Annotated in this window: 20 protein-coding genes; 12 read left to right on the top strand and 8 right to left on the bottom strand. The window is 65.5% G+C overall.

Annotation, left to right across the window (positions count from 1 at the left end):
- Positions 1 to 4: 4 nt before the first annotated feature.
- The 3 genes from AC1DEK_RS24465 to AC1DEK_RS24455 form a co-directional block, all read right to left on the bottom strand.
- Positions 5 to 1,288: a phospholipase D-like domain-containing protein gene (locus AC1DEK_RS24465; protein ID WP_478127899.1), complete on the bottom strand. Its 1,284-nt coding sequence runs from the start codon at positions 1,286 to 1,288 to the stop codon at positions 5 to 7.
- Positions 1,289 to 1,314: 26 nt separating this feature from the next.
- Positions 1,315 to 1,455, bottom strand: coding sequence for a hypothetical protein (locus AC1DEK_RS24460; protein ID WP_478127898.1), 141 nt, complete (start codon positions 1,453 to 1,455; stop codon positions 1,315 to 1,317).
- Positions 1,456 to 1,523: 68 nt separating this feature from the next.
- Entirely contained in the window at positions 1,524 to 2,060 is a 537-nt protein-coding gene (locus AC1DEK_RS24455) for a MarR family winged helix-turn-helix transcriptional regulator (protein WP_478127897.1), read from the bottom strand.
- A gap of 98 nt (positions 2,061 to 2,158) precedes the next feature.
- Here AC1DEK_RS24455 and badH point away from each other — a divergent pair, with 98 nt between their 5' ends.
- The 4 genes from badH to aliA are packed head-to-tail and all read left to right on the top strand — an operon-like array spanning position 2,159 to position 6,615.
- On the top strand, positions 2,159 to 2,926 hold the full coding sequence (gene badH, locus AC1DEK_RS24450; RefSeq protein ID WP_478127896.1) for a 2-hydroxycyclohexanecarboxyl-CoA dehydrogenase: 768 nt from the start codon (positions 2,159 to 2,161) through the stop codon (positions 2,924 to 2,926).
- Positions 2,927 to 2,978: 52 nt separating this feature from the next.
- Positions 2,979 to 3,761: a 2-ketocyclohexanecarboxyl-CoA hydrolase gene (badI, locus tag AC1DEK_RS24445; protein WP_478127895.1), complete on the top strand. Its 783-nt coding sequence runs from the start codon at positions 2,979 to 2,981 to the stop codon at positions 3,759 to 3,761.
- A gap of 9 nt (positions 3,762 to 3,770) precedes the next feature.
- Entirely contained in the window at positions 3,771 to 4,922 is a 1,152-nt protein-coding gene (gene aliB, locus AC1DEK_RS24440) for a cyclohexanecarboxyl-CoA dehydrogenase (protein ID WP_478127894.1), read from the top strand.
- Positions 4,923 to 4,959: 37 nt separating this feature from the next.
- Complete coding sequence (gene aliA / locus AC1DEK_RS24435; RefSeq protein ID WP_478127893.1) at positions 4,960 to 6,615, top strand: cyclohexanecarboxylate-CoA ligase; 1,656 nt, start codon at positions 4,960 to 4,962, stop codon at positions 6,613 to 6,615.
- 24 nt (positions 6,616 to 6,639) lie between these two features.
- Here aliA and xth read toward each other — a convergent pair whose 3' ends face one another.
- The 4 genes from xth to AC1DEK_RS24415 all read right to left on the bottom strand — a co-directional run bounded on the left by xth (position 6,640) and on the right by AC1DEK_RS24415 (position 12,652).
- Positions 6,640 to 7,416, bottom strand: a complete 777-nt coding sequence (xth, locus tag AC1DEK_RS24430) for an exodeoxyribonuclease III (protein ID WP_478127892.1) — start codon at positions 7,414 to 7,416, stop codon at positions 6,640 to 6,642.
- Positions 7,417 to 7,567: 151 nt separating this feature from the next.
- Positions 7,568 to 8,635 (bottom strand): AraC family transcriptional regulator, encoded by a 1,068-nt coding sequence (locus tag AC1DEK_RS24425; protein WP_478127891.1) that lies wholly within the window; start codon positions 8,633 to 8,635, stop codon positions 7,568 to 7,570.
- Between the two features lie 118 nt (positions 8,636 to 8,753).
- Entirely contained in the window at positions 8,754 to 10,520 is a 1,767-nt protein-coding gene (locus tag AC1DEK_RS24420) for a tannase/feruloyl esterase family alpha/beta hydrolase (protein ID WP_478127890.1), read from the bottom strand.
- A gap of 170 nt (positions 10,521 to 10,690) precedes the next feature.
- Positions 10,691 to 12,652 (bottom strand): helix-turn-helix domain-containing protein, encoded by a 1,962-nt coding sequence (locus tag AC1DEK_RS24415; protein ID WP_478127889.1) that lies wholly within the window; start codon positions 12,650 to 12,652, stop codon positions 10,691 to 10,693.
- A gap of 194 nt (positions 12,653 to 12,846) precedes the next feature.
- Between AC1DEK_RS24415 and AC1DEK_RS24410 the strand changes: the two genes are divergently transcribed.
- Genes AC1DEK_RS24410 through AC1DEK_RS24375 form a run of 8 tightly spaced genes read left to right on the top strand, consistent with a single transcriptional unit; the run spans position 12,847 to position 20,589 of the window.
- The gene (locus AC1DEK_RS24410; protein WP_478127888.1) at positions 12,847 to 13,638 is read left to right on the top strand and encodes an SDR family oxidoreductase; all 792 of its coding nucleotides are present in this window, start codon (positions 12,847 to 12,849) and stop codon (positions 13,636 to 13,638) included.
- A 59-nt stretch (positions 13,639 to 13,697) separates the two neighbouring features.
- Positions 13,698 to 14,939, top strand: coding sequence for a branched-chain amino acid ABC transporter substrate-binding protein (locus AC1DEK_RS24405; protein ID WP_478127887.1), 1,242 nt, complete (start codon positions 13,698 to 13,700; stop codon positions 14,937 to 14,939).
- A 16-nt stretch (positions 14,940 to 14,955) separates the two neighbouring features.
- On the top strand, positions 14,956 to 15,897 hold the full coding sequence (locus AC1DEK_RS24400; RefSeq protein ID WP_478127886.1) for a branched-chain amino acid ABC transporter permease: 942 nt from the start codon (positions 14,956 to 14,958) through the stop codon (positions 15,895 to 15,897).
- A gap of 4 nt (positions 15,898 to 15,901) precedes the next feature.
- On the top strand, positions 15,902 to 17,158 hold the full coding sequence (locus AC1DEK_RS24395) for a branched-chain amino acid ABC transporter permease (RefSeq protein WP_478127885.1): 1,257 nt from the start codon (positions 15,902 to 15,904) through the stop codon (positions 17,156 to 17,158).
- The gene (locus AC1DEK_RS24390) at positions 17,155 to 17,910 is read left to right on the top strand and encodes an ABC transporter ATP-binding protein (protein ID WP_478127884.1); all 756 of its coding nucleotides are present in this window, start codon (positions 17,155 to 17,157) and stop codon (positions 17,908 to 17,910) included. The genes AC1DEK_RS24395 and AC1DEK_RS24390 overlap by 4 nt, the downstream gene beginning before the upstream one ends.
- The gene (locus AC1DEK_RS24385) at positions 17,904 to 18,626 is read left to right on the top strand and encodes an ABC transporter ATP-binding protein (RefSeq protein ID WP_478127883.1); all 723 of its coding nucleotides are present in this window, start codon (positions 17,904 to 17,906) and stop codon (positions 18,624 to 18,626) included. The genes AC1DEK_RS24390 and AC1DEK_RS24385 overlap by 7 nt, the downstream gene beginning before the upstream one ends.
- Positions 18,627 to 18,658: 32 nt before the next feature.
- Entirely contained in the window at positions 18,659 to 19,621 is a 963-nt protein-coding gene (gene kce, locus AC1DEK_RS24380) for a 3,5-dioxohexanoate:acetyl-CoA acetone transferase (RefSeq protein ID WP_478127882.1), read from the top strand.
- Positions 19,618 to 20,589 carry an SDR family NAD(P)-dependent oxidoreductase gene (locus tag AC1DEK_RS24375; RefSeq protein ID WP_478127881.1) on the top strand — a complete coding sequence of 324 codons (972 nt, stop codon included), beginning with the start codon at positions 19,618 to 19,620 and terminating at the stop codon, positions 20,587 to 20,589. The genes kce and AC1DEK_RS24375 overlap by 4 nt, the downstream gene beginning before the upstream one ends.
- Here the strand turns inward: AC1DEK_RS24375 and AC1DEK_RS24370 are convergent.
- A complete protein-coding gene (locus AC1DEK_RS24370; protein ID WP_478127880.1) occupies positions 20,504 to 21,445 on the bottom strand; it encodes a CysB family HTH-type transcriptional regulator in 942 nt (313 codons plus the stop codon). The two genes, AC1DEK_RS24375 and AC1DEK_RS24370, sit on opposite strands and share 86 nt — an antisense overlap.
- Positions 21,446 to 21,570: the final 125 nt, after the last annotated feature.

The following is a 21,570-nucleotide window of genomic DNA, read 5'->3' as shown; positions in this document are numbered from 1 at the left end:
GCAATCAAAGTTGCGTCGACAACAGCGCGGCGAGGTGTTCCATGGCCTTTTCGATCAATGGCCGGTTCTGCCATTCCTGCAGCGTCAGTTGCTTCGACTGGCGCAAATCCGCTTCGAACTGCTTTTCTTGCGCCGCGGCGAAGCCCTCGTCGTAGATGTTGAGATTGGCTTCGTCGTTCAGCCGAAACGAGCGGTTGTCGAAGTTGGTCGAGCCGACGGAGACCAGCAGTCCGTCGACGGTGAAGACCTTGCAGTGAAACATCGTCGGCTGGTATTCGCTGATCTGAGCGCCGGCGGCCAGCAGCGGCCCCCAGGCCGCCCGCGAGGCGCCCCGGACGGTCTGCGAGTCGATGATCGGTCCGGGCGTGATGATGCGCAGCCGCACGCCGCGCTTCATGGCGGCGACCAATGCCGCGACGGTGAGGTCATCGGGAACGAAGTAGGCGCTCGACAGGTCGATGGTCCGCTCCGCCGCCGCGATCGACATCAGGTACATCAGGTACACGCTCTCACTGCCGCCTGAAGGCGAACTGCTGAACATCTGCGCCCGGCCGTCGCCCGCGTTGTCGATCGGCGGAAAGTAGCGCGCGTCATGCAGCACGTCGCCTGAAACCTTGATCCAGTTCTCCATGAAGACCGCTTGCATCTGCGCGACGACGGGGCCTTCGGCCATGAAATGCGAGTCGCGCCAGTGTTCGGCGTCCTGCGCGTTCCCGGTCCACGCCGGCGCAATGCCCACCCCGCCTGTGAACCCGACCTTGCCATCGACGACGAGGATCTTGCGGTGCGTGCGGTTGTTCATGCGCGCGAGGTCGTACCAGGAGGGCTTGTGGAACTTGCGGATCTGCACGCCCGCGGCTTCCATCTCCTTGAGAAAGTCTTTGTCGACCTTGGAGCTGCCCACCCAGTCGAGCAGCACATGCACCGGCACGCCAGCGCGCGCGCGTTCCGACAGGGCATCGGCAAACTGCTTGCCGATATCGCCGGACCAGTAGATGTAGGTCTCGAAGGTGATGCTTTGCCTGGCGCTCCGGATGGCGGCCAGCATCGGCGGAAAAATGCTGTCGCCGTTGTAGAGCGCGGCGAAGCGGTTGCCGCTCGTGATCGGCTGGCCGAGCATCACGCCCAAGGCCCGTTGGTACTGGGGGTCGCGCAGCCCGTACTCGTGCTTGACGTTCTCGACGACCTTCTTCTCGCCGGCCGTGAAGTTCAGCGCCAGGACCGCCGCCGCCACGGTCACCAGGAATGTCCATGCGATGAGTTTGAAACGGCTTTTTTTTCTTGGCATGCGCGTGGAAGCGGAATTCGTCGGCGCTATGGTGCCTTGCCGAGCGGATTCGTCGACCGGATGTGGCCGCCTTCGATTTCCTTGCCGATCTTGTGCCGCAGGAAAACCACCATTCCACCGGCTGCGATTGCCACCGCGGCCACCGCGAACCACCCGAGCGTTGCCATCTATCGTCCTTGCCTGTTGCAGAGGGATTCAACGCGGTTGCCCGCTCCGGCGTTGACTCGCGCGGCGATCAGGCGTCCTGGACCGCCTCGTCGCCACCGCCCTGGCGGTCGTCGACGGCTTGCATGTTGTCCAGGATCTTCAGCAGGTAATGCAAGGTGTGGGCGATGTCGTTCACCGAAAAGCCTTCGAGCACCTGCGCGTAGTACCCGTGGATTTTGGGCAAGGCTTCGTCTTGCCACACGCGCAGCCCCGCGTCCGTCATCGACACGAGGCGCGAGCGACGGTCGCGCTCGTCGGCTGCGGTCTGGATCCGGCCGTCCCTTTCCATGCGGCTGAGCAGCCCCGAAAGGTTCTGCCGACTCACCTTCAGGTAGCGCGCCAGGTCTCCCATGCTCATGCCTTCGCGCACGGCCGGCCTCGCCAGCGCTCCAAGCACTGCCCACTGCTGTGTGGTCAGGCCCTCCGCCTCCACCGCCTTGGTACCGGTTTTGTGCAACATGTTGGCACATTGGTAGAGGCGAAAGAACACGCGGTTCGCCAGTTCGATCCTGGTCGTCTCTTCGGCTTCAGTAAGTCCGGAAGGCTTGGTAGTAGGGTTAACCATAGAAAAATCTCTCTTCGAAACGTCTTGCATTCGTGATCGGGTCGGTCGCATACTATGTCAACATCTTGACGTATATGCAAACTTCACGGAGAAACCCGATGCAGAGATTTGAAAGCAAGACCGTGGTGGTCACCGGTGGCGGCGGCGGTATCGGCGGAGCGACCTGCCGGCGCTTCGCTCGCGAAGGCGCAAAAGTGGCGGTGTACGACATGAATTTGGAGGCTGCCGAGAAGGTGGCTGCCGGTATTCGCGAATCCGGCGGACAGGCGCAGGCCTACCGCTGCGACATCACCGATCGCGCAAGCGTCGATCAGGCGGTGCAGGCCACGGAGCAGGGTCTGGGCCCCATCGACGTGCTCGTCAACAACGCCGGGTGGGACGTTTTCAAGCCCTTCACCAAGACCGAGCCGGCGCAGTGGGACAAGCTCATCGCCATCAATCTGACAGGCGCCCTGCACATGCACCACGCCGTACTCCCCGGCATGGCGGCGCGCAAGGCCGGCCGCATCGTCAACATCGCCTCCGATGCGGCGCGTGTCGGCTCGTCGGGCGAAGCGGTCTATGCGGCATGCAAGGGCGGCCTGGTCGCTTTCTCGAAAACCATCGCGCGCGAACATGCGCGCCATGGCATCACGGTCAACGTCGTTTGTCCGGGGCCGACTGACACGGCCTTGTTCGCCGACTACAAGCAAGGCGCGGGCAATCCCGAGAAGCTGATGGAGGCGTTCACGCGCTCGATTCCGCTCGGCCGCATCGGCCAGCCGGACGACTTGCCCGGCGCGATTCTTTTCTTCGCCAGCGAGGACGCCGGCTTTGTCACGGGACAGGTGCTGAGCGTGTCCGGCGGCCTGACGATGAACGGCTGATCCCGAGACGGCTTTCTCCACAACTTCTCCTCCACAACCTTAGGAGCACTCCATGGAATTCGAAGACATCCTCTACGAGGTACGCAACGGCGTGGCCTGGATCACGATCAACCGGCCCGAAAAGATGAACTCGTTTCGCGGCCAGACCTGCGACGAACTCATCAGGGCCATGAACCGCGCAGGCTACGACCGCAGCATCGGCGCGATCGTTCTGGCCGGCGCCGGCGACCGTGCGTTTTGCACCGGCGGCGACCAGTCGGCGCACGACGGCAACTACGACGGGCGCGGCACCATCGGACTGCCGATGGAAGAGCTCCATGACGCCATCCGCAACGTGCCCAAGCCGGTGATTGCGCGCGTGCAGGGCTTCGCGATCGGCGGCGGCAACGTGCTGTGCACGATCTGCGACCTGACGATTGCGTCCGAGAAGGCCATCTTCGGCCAGGTCGGGCCCAAGATGGGATCGGTCGATCCGGGCTACGGCACGGCTTTTCTTGCGCGCGTGGTCGGCGAGAAGAAGGCGCGCGAGATCTGGTATCTGAACCGCCGCTATAGCGGCGCCGAGGCCGTCGCCATGGGACTGGCCAATGCGGTGGTGCCGCACGAGCAGCTCGATGCCGAAGTGCAGAAGTGGGCCGAGGAAATCTGTGAGCGCAGTCCCACGGCCATCGCGATTGCCAAGCGCAGCTTCAACGCCGACACCGCACACCAGAGCGGCATCGCCGGCATGGGCATGTACGCGCTCAAGCTGTTCTATGACACTGAAGAGTCGCGCGAAGGCGTCAGCGCCCTGAAGGAAAAGCGCAAGCCCGACTTTCGCAAGTACGCGAAGTAGGGGCGGGCGATGAACCCCTATCTGGACGAAGACCTCACAGCGCTCGGCGACCATGCGCGCCGTTTCGCGGCCGAGCGCATTGCGCCCGGCTTTCTGGAGCGCGACAAGACCCGCGTACTCGAGCGCCAGTTGATGCGCGAGATGGGCGAGATGGGGTTCATTGCGCCCGAATTGCCCGAGGCGCATGGCGGCCAGGGCATGGGTTGCCTGGCCGCTGGCGTGATCCACGAGGAGATTGCGCGGGCCGATCTCAGCATGTCCTACATCAACCTGCTGGCCTCGCTCAATGGGCAGATCCTCTCGCAACACGGGCAGCTCGAAGTCGTCCGGCCCTGGCTTCAGAAGCTGACCCGGGGCGAGGCGTTGTTCGCCATCGCGCTGACCGAGCCGCGCGGTGGTTCAGATGCGGCCAACCTGCGCCTGCGCATCGAACGGGTTGGCGACAACTACGTGATCAACGGCGAGAAGACCTCCATCTCGGCGGCGGACCAGGCCGATGCGGCAGTGGTGTTCGGCCGCACCGGGTCGATCGATTCGGCAGCGCACGGCGTGACCGCGCTGCTGGTGCCGATGGATCTGCCCGGCGTCACGCGCAATCGCTTCGATTGCCATGGGCAGCGCGCGATCGGGCGTGGCTCCCTATTCTTCGAGAACGTGCGGGTGCCGGTCAGCCATCGGCTGGGCGAAGAGAACAAGGGCTTTGTGCAGGTGATGCAGGGCTTCGATTTCTCGCGTGCGCTCATCGGCCTGCAGGTCCTTGCCGTGGCGCGCGTGGCGCTGGAGGAAACCTGGGACTACGTCGCGCAGCGCGAAGCCTTCGGCAAGCCGCTGTCGGCCTTTCAGGGCGTGTCGCATCCGCTGGCGGACTTCGACACGCAGGTCACCGCCGCGCGACTGCTCTGCCTGCAGACCCTGTGGCTCAAGGACAAGGGCGCGCCGCACACCGCAGAAGCGGCGATGTGCAAATGGTGGGCGCCCAAGTTGGCCTACGACGCGATTCACCAGTGCCTGCTGATGTTCGGCCACGGCGGCTACGACCGCGGAGTGATGGAGCAGCGCCTGCGCGACGTGCTCGGCTTCCAGATCGGCGACGGCACCGCGCAGATCATGAAGACCATCGTGGCGCGCACCCGTGCGGGCCGCGACGCCGTGCCGGCCTGACACCCTCATCGACAGACAAAAAAGCAGGAGACAAGACATGGAATTCGATGCCGTATTGCTGCCGCCGCGCCGCGCGCGCATGGTCGCCCAGGGCCTCTGGCATGACCGCACCATCAATGACGACCTGGACGCGTGTGTCGCTGAATGTCCCGACAAGCTGGCGCTGACAGCCGTGCAAGTGGAGGAGGGCGTCACGACCCGCTTCACCTACCGCGAACTGGCGCGCATGGCCGATCGCATCGCGGTGGGGCTGTCGCGCCTGGGCGTGCGCCGCAACGACGTGGTGGCTTGCCAGTTGCCCAACTGGTGGCAGTTCACGCTGGTCTATCTGGCCTGCTCGCGCATCGGCGCCGTGATGAACCCGCTGATGCACATCTTCCGAGAGCGTGAGCTGTCGTTCATGCTCAAGCACGGCGAAGCCAAGGTCGTGATCGTGCCGAAGACCTTTCGCGGCTTCGACTTCGAGCGCATGCTGACCGAGCTGCAGCCGGCATTGCCCCATCTGGAGCAGATCGTGGTAGTTGGCGGCACGGGCGCGAACAGCTTCGACGCACTGCTCAGCGGACCGGCCTGGGAGAACGAGCCCGACGCGCACCAAATCCTCACAAGCAGCCGGCCCGGTCCGGACGACGTGACGCAGCTGATCTACACGTCGGGCACCACGGGCGAGCCCAAGGGCGTCATGCACTCGGCCAACACCACGATGGCCAACATCATTCCCTACGCAAAGCGACTGCAACTCGGGGCCGACGACGTGGTGTTGATGGCTTCGCCAATGGCACATCAGACGGGCTTCATGTATGGGCTCATGATGCCGATCATGCTCAAGGCAAGCGCCGTGGTGCAGGACGTCTGGGACCCGAAGCGCGCGATCGAGCTGATTCGCGCCGAGGGCGTCACCTTCACGATGGCCTCGACGCCGTTCCTCACGGACCTCGCCCGAAGCGTCTCCGAGACGGGCCAGGCGGTGCCGAGCCTTCGCACCTTCCTGTGCGCAGGGGCGCCGATTCCGGGGCCGCTGGTGGAGCAGGCGCGGCAAGGCCTGGGCGCCAAGATCGTGTCGGCATGGGGCATGAGCGAGAACGGCGCCGTCACGCTGATCCGGCTCGACGACGATGACTCGCGCGCGGCCATGACCGACGGTCTGGCGCTGCCGGGCGTGGAACTCAAGGTCGTCGATGAGCTCGGCGAGAAGCTGCCGTTCGACCAGCCGGGACGGCTGCTCGTTCGCTCGTGTTCGAACTTTGGCGGCTACCTGCGGCGTTCGCATCTCAACGGCACCGACGCCGACGACTGGTTCGACACCGGCGACCTGGCGCGCATCGACGCGCAGGGCTACATCCGCATCACCGGCCGCAGCAAGGACGTGATCATCCGCGGTGGCGAGAACATCCCGGTGGTCGAGATCGAGTCGCTGTTGTATCGGCACCCGGCGATCGCGATGGCGGCCATCGTGGCGTACCCGGATGAGCGGCTTGGCGAGCGCGCCTGCGCGGTGGTGGTGCCCAAGCCGGCGCAAAGCGTGGACCTGCCCTCGATCGTGCAGTTCCTGAAAGAGCAGAAGGTGGCGATGCAGTACATCCCGGAACGCCTGGTCGTGCGCGACGCGCTGCCTTGCACGCCGTCCGGGAAGATCCAGAAGTTCAAGCTGCGCGAATTACTGCGTGAACTGCTGGGAGAAGGCGAGGTATGAACAAATGGGCCGCGGCGCCGGTTGTTATTCAGGCGCGGCCAGTTCGATCCACATCGGCGCGTGATCGCTCGGCTTGTCGCGCCCGCGGTGCTCCGAGTCCACTCCCGTTGCTCGCAAGCGGGTCTTAAGGCCGGGGCTCAGCAGGATGAAGTCCATTCGGAATCCCGCGTCGCGGCGGAACGCCTCGCCGTTGACCCAGAACGTGTACAGCGCCTTGCGGCCGTGTAGATGCAAGCTTCGTGCGCTGTCGATCCAGCCTTGGGCCAGAAGCCGCTGGTAGGCAGCTCTGGTCTGCGGCTGGAGCACGGCATCGAATCGCCATGAGCCCGCGTTGTAGATGTCCTCGTTGGTCGGCACGACATTGAAGTCGCCACAGAGAACGACCTCACGCGCGGCGAGCGTCTTCGCATGCGTGATGAAGCGGTCGAACCATTGAAGCTTGTAGTTGAAGTTGTCGCTCGGCACGGGGTTGCCGTTCGGCAGGTAAAGCGACACCACGTGCAGATCGCCGACAGCAGCCTCGAGATACCTCGCCTGCCCATCCGCATCGTCTCCGGGAAGGCCGCGGCGAACTTCCACCGGCGCGGCGCCCCGCGACAGGATGGCGACGCCGTGATGTCGCGGCTGGCCGTGCCACACGACTCGGTAGCCCGCCGCTTCCAGAGCTTCGTGCGGAAACGTCGCATCGCCGGTCTTGATTTCCTGAAGGCAGGCGATGTCAGGCGAGGCTTCGTCGAGCCATTCCAGTAGACGTGGCATCCGGCCTTTGATGCCGTTGACGTTGAATGTGGCGATCTTCATGGCGCGGGGGCCGATGCGTTGGGTGAAGCATCGTCGCCTCCGCATGGGAGCGGTCGTGTCAGCCGTGGCCCTCGATCTGGCGACTCGCAAGCCGACAGGCCGTGTCCAGGCTAACGCAGGCCCGCGCGCTGCGGGGCGCGCGCATCTCGGCCTACGACAAGCTCGCCGAGAACACAGGATTCAAAGGGCGTTTCGCCCGCCGAAAGCGCGCGGGGGACATGCCCGCCCAGCGCAGGAAGGCACGCCGGAAGTTGGCCGGGTCCGAGAAGCCGGTCATCTCGGCCACCTGCTCGACGCTGGCTTGCGAACATTGCAGCTGCTGGCTGGCCATGCTGTATCGGACCTGATCGGCGATGCGCGAAAAAGACGTCCCCTCGCAGGCCAGGTGCCGCCGCAGCGTGCGATCCGTCATCTTCAGCGTCGAGGCCACCGCCTGCATGTCGGCGCCGGGGCCGGGCAGCACGCGCAACGCGCGATAGACCTTGCCCGCAAAGCCGAACGAGGCCTCCATGTCCGCCAGCTGGGCGTCGCATGCGGATTGCAGCGTGCCCGTGGTGAATGGGTTGGCCAGTCGCGGGCGCCGATCGAGAACGTTCTTGCCGAAGCGCAATTCGTTGCGGTGCCAGCCAAAGACGCAGGGGCATTGCAGGTGCCTGGCGTAGTCGGCTTGGTGAGCCGGCGCTGCATGCGTGAAGCAGGCGAGCACGGGAGCGCACGCCGGTCCCACGAGGTCCTGCAATTGGGTGACGAGCCGTGCGAACTGCTGTTCGACGAGAAAGAGACGCAACGCCAGAGGCAGTTCGCGCGCTCCTTCATCGTTGACGAGCCACAGTGCGCCATCTTCGCCGGTCTGTGCCTCGATGGCCAGCACCGAGGCCGTCATCGACTGGTACTTCGTGGCCAGACGGAAATGGTCGGCGACGGATTCGCAAGTCAGCAGCATCAGGCCATAGAGGCCGCAGTCGGACAGATGCAGCTCCCGGCCGAGCCGTAGCGCAAGGCTGGCTGTGGGCGCGAGACCCAGTGCGTTGCGGCACGCCGTCAGGTACTGTTCGACGGATGTCTGGCACGCCACATCGTCCAGCTCGGCCGGCTGCAGCCCGGTGCCTGCGAGCACGGCGCGAGGGTCAATGCCTTCTGCGTGCAGCAGCCGCGTCAGGGCTGCAATCTGATGAGGGGGATAGTGCCTCCCCCCGGACAAGGGCATCCAATGTGACATGCATCCGCCTCGCCAGGCCAAAGTTCATGACAGGAGTCTGTGGCCTGGCGAGGCCCGCGCCTATGTGTGCGCATGACACACATCGGACGCGATGGATGTGACGAAAGCGTGGCCGCGATCAGCTGCTGGCGCAGCTGTAGGACTCCGCCGCGTTCACGTCGCCCGAGCCCTTGTATTTGGGCCATGTCGGGTAGTCGCAGAGCGGGCGCTTGCGGCCCGGAACACCTGCCGTGTCGGTCGCGACCTGGGCTTTGGGTGCGACACCCTTCTCGGACCAGTTTTCCAGTGCGGTCAGCGAATCCCAGGAGACATTGAACACGGTGCTGACCGCATGGCCATAGCCTGCGACTTCATAGAACCGTGCGAAGGTGTCGACATTGGCCGCCCCGAACTGCGCCTGCAGCCGCTGGTAGTACTGCTCGGTGGCGCGCGTGCTCACGAGCACGTCGGACAAGCCGTGCGCGAGCAGCAGCTTGCCGCCGCGTGCCACGAAGGCCGACACGTCGCTGCTCACGTCGAGCATGGTGCTCAGCTCGCTGAGACGCTCGCCCCAGGGGCCGGGGTTCTCCGGATCGAGCAAGAGAGAGTTGTACGAAGGGTCGCGGGTGACGCCGTACTTGATGACCTGGTCCAACTGCTTGGTGATGTAAGGCGCGCCGGCAGGCACGGGCATCGCCGGCTGTTCGGTGCCCAGGTTGAGGAAGGTCACCGTGGGCTGCAGCGGCGAGGGGTTGCTCGTGATGCCCAGGTCCGCTCCCCAGACGTTGTAGCCGGGATAGCCCTGCGAGCCGCTGGCGAGGAAGAAGTTGAACTTGGTCGCCGTGTTCATCGTCTTCAGCGCCGTGATCTGCGCGTCCGACAGGCAGGTGTCGCCGGTGTCGACGCCGCCGGCACAGCGAAGCGGCACGCCGTTCAGCGTCGCGGTGGACGGATCGAAGATGCCGTTGCATGCGCTCTGGTTGTTGATGAGCCCGTCCACGAGACCGTCGAGTCCGTCACAGGCTTCCAGCGATGCGTTGCGGATCAGTACCCGCTTGGCAGTGTTGGGATAGGCGCCCGGCTGCGCGAGCGCGCGGCTCGCCCGGTGGCCGCCGAGCATGGCCGACAGCTGGTTCCACGCCGGATACCAGGCAATGATGCCGTCCCAATCGTCCGGCCAGCGCTGCGCCACCGACAGGGCTTCGCGACCGCCGGTCGAACCGCCGGCGAAGTAGGCCTTCTTCGGCGCGCCGGCCGCATAGCGCGCCTTGATCAGGTAGATGGCGGCGTCGTGCGTCTTCTTGAGCGCCTCGCCTCCGAAGTTGCGCATCGCTTCGTCGTTGAGCTGGAACTGCCCGTCGAGCGAGCCCGCCGCGTTGGCTTGGTGGCCCGAGTCGCTGGCGAAGACGGCGTAACCGCGGGCCAGCGGCACGGCTTGGTCCGTGGGGCCTGCGGGGACGTTCCCGGCCACGCTCGGAAGGGTGCCGTCCAGCCCGCCGCCGCCGAACATGGCGGCCTTGTTGTTCCAGGCCGCGGGCAGGGCCACGCGGAAGATGATGTTCGGTGCGCCCGAATCCACGGGCGCAATCGCGCCGGTGACGCGGCAGTACTCCGGCGTCGCGGCGGCGCCCGTGCCTGCGGCAGGGACGACGAGCGCCTCCGTCACCTTGGCACCGGTCGTCGGCAGCCCGATGGCCGATGCGGGAATCGTCACGCTCGCCATTTCCTGGCAGCTCAGCGCCTTGGCTGTCGGAGCGGGCGCCGGGGGCTGGGCAGGCGAGCTGGGCGAGGCAGCGGGCGGGGTAGAGATCGGGATGAAATTGCTGCCGCCGCCGCCACAGGCGGACAGCAGGGGGGCGCAGCAGCCCAGCGCGAGTAGAAGGTTGTGTTTCACGGAAGTCTCCATCTTTTCGAGGTTTCGGCAGCGCGGTCTGCACTGCCTTGCGGCCGAATCATGGAGAGCTGCGCCGGCGCCTGAAAGGTCACTGACGGAAGGCCAGAGGTCATTTGAGGACACACCGGGGAAAGCACCATCCGGGTTTCCCCAAGGGCTTGCGGCCTCACGGCTTCACGACATCACGGTGCTGCGCTCAGGCTCCAGAGGCGCAGCGCCATATGAATCTCCAGCGCACGCGCAGCATGACCCCAATGGCCGAGCAACTCCTCGATCGTGGCGAGCCGCTGGCGCACGGTGTTGACGTGGATGCCCAGGCGCTGCGCAGTCGTCTTTGCGTTCTGGTTGCAATCGAAGTAGTTCAGCAGCGTGTGTGCGAGTTCGGCATTGCGCTTGCGGTCGTAGGCGATCACGCAGCCGATCGTGGCTTCCAGGAACTGGCTCAGGCTCGTCTGGTCGTGCGTCTCGAAAAGCGCGGAGTAGAGCGCCAGCTCGTTTTGCCCGATCACCTGGCCCTGAACGCCGAGCCGGCCGAGCACGCCGAGGGCTCGCTTGAGCGTCGCGTACAGCGCAGGGATCCCGGCCGGCGAGCCAACCGGCCGCGAGACCACGCCCCGGTGCACCGCGCTGGCATCGCGGCCGGCCCAATTCATCACCGCCTGGCGCACATCGATGGCCCGCGTCGCGGCGCAGAGCATCACCAGCACGCCGTCGATGTCGTCCACGAGCACATGCTCCATCGACGGAAGACTGCGAAAGTGCCGCGCGGCGTAGCCGGCGCTCGGGCCTTCGATCTCCACGAGCAGCAGCGTCAGCGGTTGCGCCAGGTCCAGGCCGATTCGCTCCGCCCGATTCGCCAGGTCGGCCAGTTCGTCCTGGCGTGGCGACACCAGGGAGCGGAGCAAGGCAGAAGTGCTGCGGCTCTTGGTGGCCTCGATGCGTTCCTGTGACAGGAGCACGATGCCGATGACGCTGGAGCTGCGTTCGAAGGTGCGCACGGCGCCTTCTTCGAGTGCGCCGCGATGAAAGAGGGCGATGGAACCGAGCACGTCCTCGCCGCCGATGACTGGCATGACGCGGCAGGATTCGCCGTTCGCTTCGTAGGCGACGACCGAACGACCCCTCTCGCGGCTCTGCCGCAGGGCGCGCGTCAATTCGGCGCCGTGCTCGCCATGGGCTTGGTAGTGTTGCGCACCGCCGTCGGCGTAGTTGGCCGCGGCGCCCCGGCTGATGACCTGCGCCGCTTCGTCCAGCACCAGAAGGCTGCCGCCCAGCAGATCCGCCACCGTCTGGCACAAGGTGGACAGCGGCGCACCGCGCGCCAGCAGCGAAGTCATCTGCGCGTGCGCATCGGCAGCGGCCTGGATGCTTCGCACGTGGCCTTCGAGTTCCGCGCGAGCCGCGTCCGCGTTCTCCAGCGCGGTGTGTACCCGGCCAAAATCGCGCGCGTTCTTCAAGGCCACTGCACCGTGCGTGGCCAGTGTGCAGAGCGTCGAAAGGCTTTGCGTCGTATGGACGTGCTGGTAGCGGTCCGCCAGGAACAGCAGACCGATCACCTCGGAGTCCCAGATCAGCGGCACGCCCACGAGGGCGGAGATGCCTTCCTCGCGGAAGACCTCGTCCAGGCTCCCGTGGTGCGCGAATCGCTTGTCGTGCAGATAGTCGGGGGTGGTGAAGGGCATGCGCGTGGCCATCACCACATTGGCGACGCCAAGGTCACGGCGCGCCACCATGCCGGAGACTCGCGGTGAGACGGCGCCATCGGCCACCAGCACGCGAAAGCCATCGATCTGCGTGTCGTAGCCGGACAACCAGGCCAGGTCGGACCCAAGCAGATTGCGCGCGCGCGCCACGATGGCACTCAGCAGGCTCGTCACGTCGAGTTGGCTGGAAAGATCCTTGGCCGACTCGATGACGGCGGACATGCCACGCTCGCGCTGCAACAGAAGCTCGATGCGGTTCTGGACGGCCATGCCCATGCGCACGATCTCGATGAGGCTGGACTTGTCCGGCCTGCTGTCTGGCAGAGCCTCGATTTCGGCAATGCACTGCGCGAAGTCCTCCGCGGCGGCACCCTGGTGCAGCATGCCCACGAGACGGCGGGCGATCTGCTCGCCGCGCTCGGTTTGAATCACAGTGCTCATGGGGACCTCGTTCGCCCACGGTGGGCGCGTAGTGCGACTGCATCGCGACGGGCGAAAGGCTACCAGAGGCGCAGGGCGAATCGACGCCCGGCGACAGGGCTGCAACCACATCGATGCGCCCGCAAATGTGTGCATGGGACACATAGGGTTGAACGGGCTGTCCGCGCAGACTCGCTCCAACCCCAAGGAGTCTCATGTCCCTGCTCGAATCTCTTCGGCCAACGCCAGGCCTGCGCGTCCTCGTCACGGCAGGCGCGAGCGGGCTCGGGGCGCGCATCGCACGCGCCTTCGCCGAGGCGGGAGCGAGAGTCCACGTCTGCGACATCGACCGTTTGGCGCTCGATCGCCTGCTTGGCGAAGCGCCCGGCCTCACCGGCAGCGTGGCCGATGCATCGGTTGCCGCCGACGTCGATCTGGTGTTCGAGGACGTGCGGACAGCCATGGGTGGGCTCGACGTGCTGATCAACAACGCGGGCATTGCAGGCCCGACCGGCTCCATCGAGACGATCGACGCAGGGGGCTGGGAACGCACGATCGACGTCAATCTCAATGGCCAGTACTACTTCGCGCGGCGCGCCGTGCCCTTGCTCAAGCAATCGACCTCCAGCCCCGTGCTGATCGCGATGGGCTCGGTCGCAGGACGTCTGGGTTACGCCTTTCGCACGCCATATGCGTCGAGCAAATGGGCCATCGTGGGCTTGACCCGATCGCTCGCGATCGAACTCGGACCCGACGACATCCGCGTCAACGCCATCCTTCCGGGCGTGGTGGAGGGTGAACGCATGCAGGGCGTGATCGCCGCGCGCGCCGCATCACTGGGCATCACCGAAGACGCGATGCGCGAACAGTACCTGCAGAAGATCTCCCTGCGCCGCATGGTCACCGCGGATGACGTCGCCGCCATGACGCTCTTCCTGTGCTCGCCGGCCGCACGCAACGTCAGCGGGCAAATCATCAGCGTGGACGGAAACCTCGAGTACCTCTGAGCCGCGCGGGCGGCATCGATCAAGACCCATCCAAAAGACAACCCAATGGAGACAACGAAATGAAGACAACCAAGATCGCCTTTGCCGCACTGCCGGCTTTTCTGCTGCTCGCCACCGCGGCCGAAGCCGCGCCCGTGAAGATCGGCCTGGTCGAGACGCTCTCAGGCCCGCAGGCCTCGTCGGGCCAGACCTATCGCGCGGGCGTGCGCTATGCCATCGACCAGCTCAACGCGGCCGGCGGATGGAACGGGGAGCCGGTGCAACTGGTGGAGTACGACAACCAGGGCGGCCCGGCCGGCGCGTCGGACAAATTGAAGGCAGCGATCTCCGATGGCGTCCAGATCATCGTGCAAGGCGCCTCGTCGGCGATCGGCGGGCAGATCACCGAAGACGTGCGCAAGTACAACCTGCGCAACCCCGGCAAGGAAGTGGTCTACATCAACATTGGCGCGGAGGCGCTCGAGCTGACGGGCGAGAAGTGCAACTTCTATCACTTCCGAGTTGCGGGCAATGCCGACGTGCGCACCCAGGCGCTGGTCAAGGCGATGAAGGAGGCCAATGCGCTGGGCACCAAGGTCTATTCGATCAACCAGAACTACTCCTGGGGCCAGGACATGGAAAAGGCCATCGTCCAGAACGCCACGGCCGGTGGCTATCAGGTGGTCGAGAAGACGCTGCACGACGTCAACAAGATCCAGGACTTCGCGCCTTACGTCTCGAAGATCAGCGCTTCGGGGGCAGACACGGTGATCACCGGCAACTGGTCGAACGACCTCTTGCTGATGATGAAGGCCGCCAAGGCCGCGGGCCTGAAGGCGCATTTCGCGACCGTGTTCCTCGATCAGCCCGGCAACATCAGCAATGCGGGCGATCTCGCGGCCGGCAACTACGTCGCGCAGGTGTTCAATCCCGAGGCCTCGGGGGCGGAAGGTGAACGCTTCGTGTCGGCCTACACGGCCAAGGTCGGGCACGCGCCGGTGTTCGTCGAACCGCAAAGCGTGTTCGGCCTGCAGATGGTGGCCGAGGCGCTCAAGCACACCAAGCCCGTCAACGGCGCGCTCGACGTGAACGCCTTCGCGAAGACACTCGAAGGCACGAAGCTCAAGACACCGGGCGGCGTGATCAGCATGCGCGCGGCCGATCACCAGGCGCTGATGCCGATGGTGGTCTCCGTGGTATCGAAGGACGCCAAGTACAAGGCGGACGGCACCGCTCTCGGGTTCAAGCCGGTGAAGGTATTCACGGGCGAAGAGGCCTCCACGCCGGCGCAGGCCAGCTGCAAGATGCAGCGCCCCGACTGAAGCGAGGCACGCGCGCATGGACTGGCTGGCGTTTTCGCTGCTCAACGGCGTCATCTACGGGCTCCTGCTCTTCATGGTGTCGGCGGGGCTCACGCTCATCTTCGGGATGATGGGCGTGCTCAACTTCGCGCACGCCTCCTTCTACATGCTGGGGGCGTACTTCGCCTATTCACTGCAGGGCATCGTCGGCTTCGTGCCGGCAGTGGTGGCCGCAACACTGCTGGCAGGGCTCGTGGGCGCGGTGGTCGAACGCTGGTTCCTGCGCCGGGTCCATCGCTATGGGCATGCGCATGAGCTGCTGCTGACCTTCGGGCTGTCCTTCGTCATCGCGGAGACGATCAAGCTGTTCTTCGGCAACTATCCGGTGGACTACCGGATCCCCCAGTCGCTGGACGTGTCGGCCTTCGTGCTGGGCAGTCAGCAGTATCCGGCCTACCGCCTGCTGATGGGCGCCGTGGCGCTGGCGATGTTCGCCGCGATCTACCTGCTGCTGACGCGCACACGCGTGGGCATCGTCGTGCGCTCCGCCATCTACAAGCCTCGCATGGTCGAGGCCCTGGGGCACAACGTGCAACTGGTGTTCATGGGCGTCTTTGGAGTGGGCGCGGCGCTGGCGGGGCTGGCCGGCGGCATCGCCGGGGCGTTCTACACCACCAGTCCCAATATGGCGCTTGAGCTGGGCGTGATGGTGTTCGTCGTGGTGGTCGTCGGCGGACTGGGTTCGCTCGGCGGGGCGATGCTCGCTTCGGTGCTGATCGGCGTGCTGACTTCATTGGCCGTGGGCGTCGACCACAGCGCGGCGGACCTGCTTGCGTTCGTGGGCGCACGCCAATGGGCCGAGGGGGCCGGCGGGCTGCTGACGCTCAAGCTGTCGAGCCTGGCCGCGACACTTCCCTTCGCGTTGATGCTGCTGGTTCTCTTGCTGCGCCCTTCAGGCCTCATGGGCGACAAGGACTGACCCCGTGAAGCGAACTGCTCTTTGCCTGCTCGGCGCGGCGCTGCTGGCCGCGCTGCCTTTCATGTTGTCTGCGGGCTTGCTCAATGCCTCGATCCAGATGCTGATCGCCGCCTTGTTCGCCTGCGCCTACAGCCTGCTGGCGGGCCGCGCCGGGATGCTGTCGTTCGGCCATGCGGCTTACTTCGGCGTCGGCGCCTTCGCTACGGTCCATGCCATGAACGCGCTGGGCGGCAGCGGATTGCTGCCGACGCCCTTGCTGCCGCTGGTGGGTGCCGTCGCCGGGCTCGCCTTTGGGCTCGTGGCCGGATGGTTCGCTACGCAACGCAGCGGAACGGCGTTCGCGATGATCACGCTGGCCATCGCCGAACTTCTGCACTCGCTGGCACCCCAGCTCAAGGGGTGGTTCGGTGGCGAATCGGGAATTTCCGCCATGCGGATGCCTGCCTGGGGACTCGATTTCGGATCGACGACGCAGGTCTACTACCTGACGCTGGTGTGGGTCGCGGTGTCGCTGGCCGCGCTGTACTTCCACAGCCGCACGCCACTGGGGCGGCTCACCCTCGCGCTGCGCGAGAACGCGCACCGGCTGCGATTCCTGGGATACGACATGCATGGCCTCGGTGTCTCGGCCTTTGCCCTGTCGGCCATGTTCGCGGGCATCGCGGGCGGGCTGCAAGTCCTCGGCAACGAGTCCGCCAACTACGCCGTCTTCGATGCGGGCGTCTCCGCCAGCGTGGTCCTCAACGCGTTCATCGGCGGTGTCGGCAGCTTTCTCGGACCTGCATTGGGTGCGGCGCTGATGACTTTCTTCGGCTACTCGGTCTCGGATCAGACGCAGGTCTGGCTGCTCTACCAGGGCACTTTGTTTGTGCTGGTGATGATGTTCATGCCGGACGGGCTCACCGGGCTGTTCACGGCAACGGCATCGCAGATCCGGCGCGACGGCATTGGTGCGGTGTTGCCGCGCATCCTGTTGTGGGCAGTGGCGGCCGTGCTGCTGACGTCGGGCGCAGTGTTCATCGTCGAGATGCTGCAGCGCCTCTTCTCGCAGGACTATCGCGCCTTGGCGCGCATGAGCGCGAGTGCGCCACCGGTCACGCTGTTCGGGCGCAGCTGGGTGGCTGCGGCGATGTCCACCTGGACGGTGCCTGCCGGTCTGCTCGCCGCAGGCAGCCTGGTCGCATGGTGCGCACTGCGACTTTCCCGCCCGCGGGATGAATCAATGCCGATCGTGGCCCCTGCCGGAGAGGCCCACCCATGAGCGACCCCATTCTTTCGCTGCGCGGGCTGCGCAAATCTTTCGGCCCTGCCGAGATCATCCGTGGCGTGGACCTCGATCTGTGCAGTGGTGAGCGCCGTGCGCTGATCGGACCGAACGGCGCGGGCAAGTCCACGCTGTTTCATTTGATCTCCGGCAACATCGCGCCCACTGCCGGCACGGTGCGCTTCGATGGCCAGTCGATCACGGGCTGGGCTCCGCAGCGCATCAATCGTGCAGGGCTGGCTCGCTCATTCCAGATCACGAACGTCTTCCCGAAGCTGAGCGTGTTCGAGAACATCCGTCTTGCAGTCATGCGGGCGCGCCAGCCGCAATATATGTTCTGGCGGCGAATCGACCGGGTGCCGGGCCTGCAGGAGGCCACCGAACGGCTCCTGGAGCGCGTGCGCTTGCAAAGCCACGCTTCGGCCTTCGCGGGCGAGATGTCGTATTCGCTGCAGCGCTCGCTGGAACTCGCGATGACGCTCGCCTCGGATCCGAAGGTGATCCTGCTGGACGAACCCATGGCCGGCATGTCCACCGAAGAGACCCACTACACGCTGGAGCTGATCCGCGAGGTCACGAGCGGGCGTGCCCTGCTGATCGTCGAGCACGACATGGACGTGGTCTTTGCGCTGGCCGATCGCATCAGCGTGCTGGTCTACGGTGAAGTCATCGCCACGGGCACGCCGGACGAGATCCGCAGCCACCAGGGTGTGCGCGAGGCCTACCTCGGCGAGGAGGTCGCATGCTGAGCGGCGGCGCATCGTTGCTGCAGGTGCAGGACCTGCACGCGCACTACGGCAAGAGCCACATCCTGCGCGGCGTCAGCTTCGCTGTCGATCGGGGCGAAGTCGTCAGCCTGCTCGGACGCAACGGCTCGGGCCGCTCGACGACGCTGAAGGCGCTGATGGGTCTCGTGCCGCCCACCGGAGGACGCGTACAGCTTGCACAGCGCCAGCTCGCAGGCGCCAAGCCTCATGCCATCTGCCGCGCGGGACTGGCTTACGTACCGGAGGAACGCGAGGTCTTCGCCAATCTCAGCGTCGACGAGAACCTGCGCATGGGCGAGCAGCCGCCGGTGGCTGGCGCGCTGCGCTGGACTCTGGACCAGATGTTCGACTACTTTCCTCGCCTCAAGGAACGCCGTAACACCAAGGCGGGCAGCCTTTCGGGCGGGGAGCAGCAGATGCTGACGATCTGCCGCTCCCTGCTGGGCAATCCGCTGGCCATCCTGATCGATGAACCGACCGAAGGACTCGCGCCGAAGATCGTCGCCCAGGTCGGCGAATCCATTGACGACATGCGTCGGCGCGGCCTGTCGGTGGTGCTGGTGGAGCAGAAGCTCGCGATTGCCCTGAAGGTGTCCTCGCGCGTGTGCGTGATGGGACACGGCCGCATCGTCTTCGAGGGCGGGCCCCAACAGTTCGCCGCCGATCGGGAGTTGTTGTCTCGCTGGCTGGCCGTTTGAGCGCCAAGGAACAAGCCCCAAGGAACAAGCACGTGAACACAGCCCAAGACAAGGTCATCATCACCTGCGCCGTGACAGGCTCGGTCCACACGCCGACGATGTCGCCCCACCTGGCGCTGACGCCCGACCAGATCGCCGAACAGGCGATCGATGCCGCCAAGGCTGGTGCGGCGATTCTTCATCTCCACGCTCGCGATCCTGCGGACGGGCGTCCCAGTGCGGACCCGCGCCTGTTCGATCAATTCGTGCCGCGCATCCAGGCCGCCACCGATGCGGTCATCAACATCACCACGGGCGGCAGCACCCGGATGACGCTGGAAGAGCGGCTGGCCTATCCGCTGCAGGCGCGGCCGGAAATGTGCTCGCTGAACATGGGCTCGATGAACTTCTCCGTCCATCCGCTCGCACGCAAGTACACCGAGTGGGTGCATGCCTGGGAAAAGCCTTACGTCGAAGGCATGGAAGACCTGATCTTCCGCAACACGTTCAGGGACATCCGCCACATCCTGCAGGTGCTCGGCAGGGATTGCGGCACGCGCTTCGAGTTCGAATGCTATGACGTGGGGCATCTGTACACGCTGGCCCATTTCGTCGACGAAGGATTAATCGAAGGGCCGCTCTTCATCCAGAGCATCTTCGGCATCCTGGGCGGCATGGGCCCCGACCCCGAGAACCTGGTCACCATGAAGAGCACGGCCGATCGGCTGTTCGGCCGGGGCAAGTACCGCTTCTCCGTGCTCGGCGCCGGGCGACACCAGATGCCCTTGCTCACCATGGGCGTCGTGCTCGGCGGGCACGTGCGCGTGGGGCTGGAGGACAGCCTCTACCTCGGCAAGGGGCGCCTGGCGCACTCCTGCGCCGAACAGGTGCTGAAGATTCGCCGCATCCTCGACGAACTGTCGCTGGAGGTGGCAACCCCCGAGGAGGCCCGGCGCATGTTGGGGCTCAAAGGCAAGGACGCTGTGGCCATTTCGAGGCCGGAAGGAAACCAATGAATCAACGATTGCAGGGCCGCGTGGCCATCGTCACCGGGGCCGGTGGCGGACTCGGCCGCACGCACGCACTTGAACTCGCTCGCCATGGTGCGCGCGTGCTGGTCAACGACGTGGGAGGCTCACCGGCCGAAACAGTCGCTGCCGAGATCCGCAGCCGCGGGGGCGATGCCCTTGCCGTCGCTGGCGACGTCACCCGCGCCGACGAAATGGAGGCCATGGCCGCGCAAGCCATCGCAAGGTGGGGTCGCATCGACATCCTGGTCAACAACGCCGGCATCCTGCGCGATCGAACGTTCTCGAAGATGACGCTCGACGAGTTTCGCCTGGTCTTGGACGTGCATGTCATGGGCGCCGTCCATTGCACCAAGGCCGTCTGGGCGCAGATGCAGGAGCAGCAATACGGGCGCATCGTCATGACGACGTCGTCTTCAGGCTTGTATGGCAACTTCGGTCAGTCCAACTACGGTGCGGCCAAGATGGCGTTGGTTGGGCTGATGCAGACGCTCGCCTTGGAAGGCATGAAGCGCAACATCCGCGTGAACTGCCTCGCCCCCAGCGCGGCTACGGCGATGACGCAAAGCGTATTGCCCGCGGAGGCTCTCGCGCGGCTCACGCCGGAGCATGTCAGCCCCGGGCTGATCGCGCTGGTGGATGAAGCCGCGCCGACTCGCATGATCCTGCTGGCCGGCGCCGGCAGCTTCGAATGCGCCCACATCACGATGACGCAGGGCGTGCACCTCGATGATGTCTCGACCGCTGGCGAGCAACTGTGCAATGCGCTGGAGGCTGTTGCCGATCGGTCCGGGGAAGTCGTTCCGGCCTCCGGTTGGGAGCAATACCAGCTGGAACTCGCGAAGGTGAACGAGCCGGGCCTTCCCGGCGTCATGCCTCGAACTGCACCGGTGCATCGCTCGCCAGCGCCTTCTCCACAACCCCTCGCGGCAGCGTCGGCGCAAACGATTCGATGAAGGCGTGCACATAGCCTCGGAGGTAGTTGCCGCGCCGCACCGCCAGCTTCGTGAGGTTGATGCCGAAGAGGCTTCCCGCATCGATTGCGCGAAGCTGAGTGTCGCGCTCTGCCTCGTAGGCGATGCCGGCGACGATGCCCACGCCCATGCCAAGCTGCACGTAGGTCTTGATCACGTCCGCGTCCATCGCCGTCAGCACGATGTTGGGCGCCAGCCCCTGGTCTTCGAAGGCCTTGTCGATGCGCGTGCGTCCGGTGAAACCGGTGTCGTAGGTGATCAGCGGATACCGCGTCAGTGCTTCGAGCGTGGGCGGCGCGTCGAGCAAGGCATGCCCCGGCGGCACGATCACCGAATGCGTCCACCGGTAGCACGGCAACGCCACCAGTTGCGGGTAGTCGCCCAGCGCTTCGGTCGCGATGCCGACGTCAGCCTCGCCGCTCAGCAGCATCTGTGCGATCTGCTTGGGCGAGCCTTGGTGGAGATGCAGCTTCACGTTGGGAAAGTGCGAGCGAAACTCCTGCACCGCGACCGGCAGCGCATAGCGCGCCTGCGAATGGGTCGCGGCGATCGAGAGCAGCCCGCTTTCGCGCGCGACGAATTCCTGCCCCGCTTGCTTCAGGTTGGTGCTCTCCATCAACATGCGTTCGATGATGGGCAGCACATGCTCTCCCGGTTCGGTGAGGCCGGTCAACCGCTTGCCGGCACGCACAAAAAGCTCGATGCCCAGTTCATCCTCCAGTTCGCGGATCTGCCGGCTCACGCCGGGCTGCGAGGTATGCAGCGCATGGGCGACTTCGGTGAGATTGAAGCCGCAGCGCACGGCCTCGCGCACCGAGCGCAGTTGTTGGAAATTCATGATGCTCGAACAGAAAAACGGCGCCCGCAGGGGCGTGGCGGGCCATTGTCCGCAGAGGCATCGGATCGGGGAACGACTGAATCGTTGATTTCAAATAGGGAAATGATCTATAGGGTGCAAGCCTT

This window comes from Variovorax sp. 10N420, from assembly GCF_056394705.1.
This window is presented reverse-complemented; position numbering and strand designations above follow the sequence as displayed.

Excerpts from the sequence above, each read along its gene's own strand:
- badH (WP_478127896.1), top strand. The coding sequence starts at position 2,159 with ATGCAGAGATTTGAAAGCAAGACCGTGGTGGTCACCGGTGGCGGCGGC.
- xth (WP_478127892.1), bottom strand. The coding sequence starts at position 7,416 with ATGAAGATCGCCACATTCAACGTCAACGGCATCAAAGGCCGGATGCCA.
- AC1DEK_RS24460 (WP_478127898.1), bottom strand. The coding sequence starts at position 1,455 with ATGGCAACGCTCGGGTGGTTCGCGGTGGCCGCGGTGGCAATCGCAGCC.
- AC1DEK_RS24370 (WP_478127880.1), bottom strand. The coding sequence starts at position 21,445 with ATGAATTTCCAACAACTGCGCTCGGTGCGCGAGGCCGTGCGCTGCGGC.
- AC1DEK_RS24400 (WP_478127886.1), top strand. The coding sequence starts at position 14,956 with ATGGACTGGCTGGCGTTTTCGCTGCTCAACGGCGTCATCTACGGGCTC.
- AC1DEK_RS24410 (WP_478127888.1), top strand. The coding sequence starts at position 12,847 with ATGTCCCTGCTCGAATCTCTTCGGCCAACGCCAGGCCTGCGCGTCCTC.
- AC1DEK_RS24425 (WP_478127891.1), bottom strand. The coding sequence starts at position 8,635 with ATGTCACATTGGATGCCCTTGTCCGGGGGGAGGCACTATCCCCCTCAT.
- AC1DEK_RS24465 (WP_478127899.1), bottom strand. The coding sequence starts at position 1,288 with ATGCCAAGAAAAAAAAGCCGTTTCAAACTCATCGCATGGACATTCCTG.
- aliA (WP_478127893.1), top strand. The coding sequence starts at position 4,960 with ATGGAATTCGATGCCGTATTGCTGCCGCCGCGCCGCGCGCGCATGGTC.
- AC1DEK_RS24390 (WP_478127884.1), top strand. The coding sequence starts at position 17,155 with ATGAGCGACCCCATTCTTTCGCTGCGCGGGCTGCGCAAATCTTTCGGC.
- AC1DEK_RS24405 (WP_478127887.1), top strand. The coding sequence starts at position 13,698 with ATGAAGACAACCAAGATCGCCTTTGCCGCACTGCCGGCTTTTCTGCTG.
- AC1DEK_RS24455 (WP_478127897.1), bottom strand. The coding sequence starts at position 2,060 with ATGGTTAACCCTACTACCAAGCCTTCCGGACTTACTGAAGCCGAAGAG.
- AC1DEK_RS24375 (WP_478127881.1), top strand. The coding sequence starts at position 19,618 with ATGAATCAACGATTGCAGGGCCGCGTGGCCATCGTCACCGGGGCCGGT.
- aliB (WP_478127894.1), top strand. The coding sequence starts at position 3,771 with ATGAACCCCTATCTGGACGAAGACCTCACAGCGCTCGGCGACCATGCG.
- badI (WP_478127895.1), top strand. The coding sequence starts at position 2,979 with ATGGAATTCGAAGACATCCTCTACGAGGTACGCAACGGCGTGGCCTGG.
- AC1DEK_RS24415 (WP_478127889.1), bottom strand. The coding sequence starts at position 12,652 with ATGAGCACTGTGATTCAAACCGAGCGCGGCGAGCAGATCGCCCGCCGT.
- AC1DEK_RS24385 (WP_478127883.1), top strand. The coding sequence starts at position 17,904 with ATGCTGAGCGGCGGCGCATCGTTGCTGCAGGTGCAGGACCTGCACGCG.
- AC1DEK_RS24420 (WP_478127890.1), bottom strand. The coding sequence starts at position 10,520 with ATGGAGACTTCCGTGAAACACAACCTTCTACTCGCGCTGGGCTGCTGC.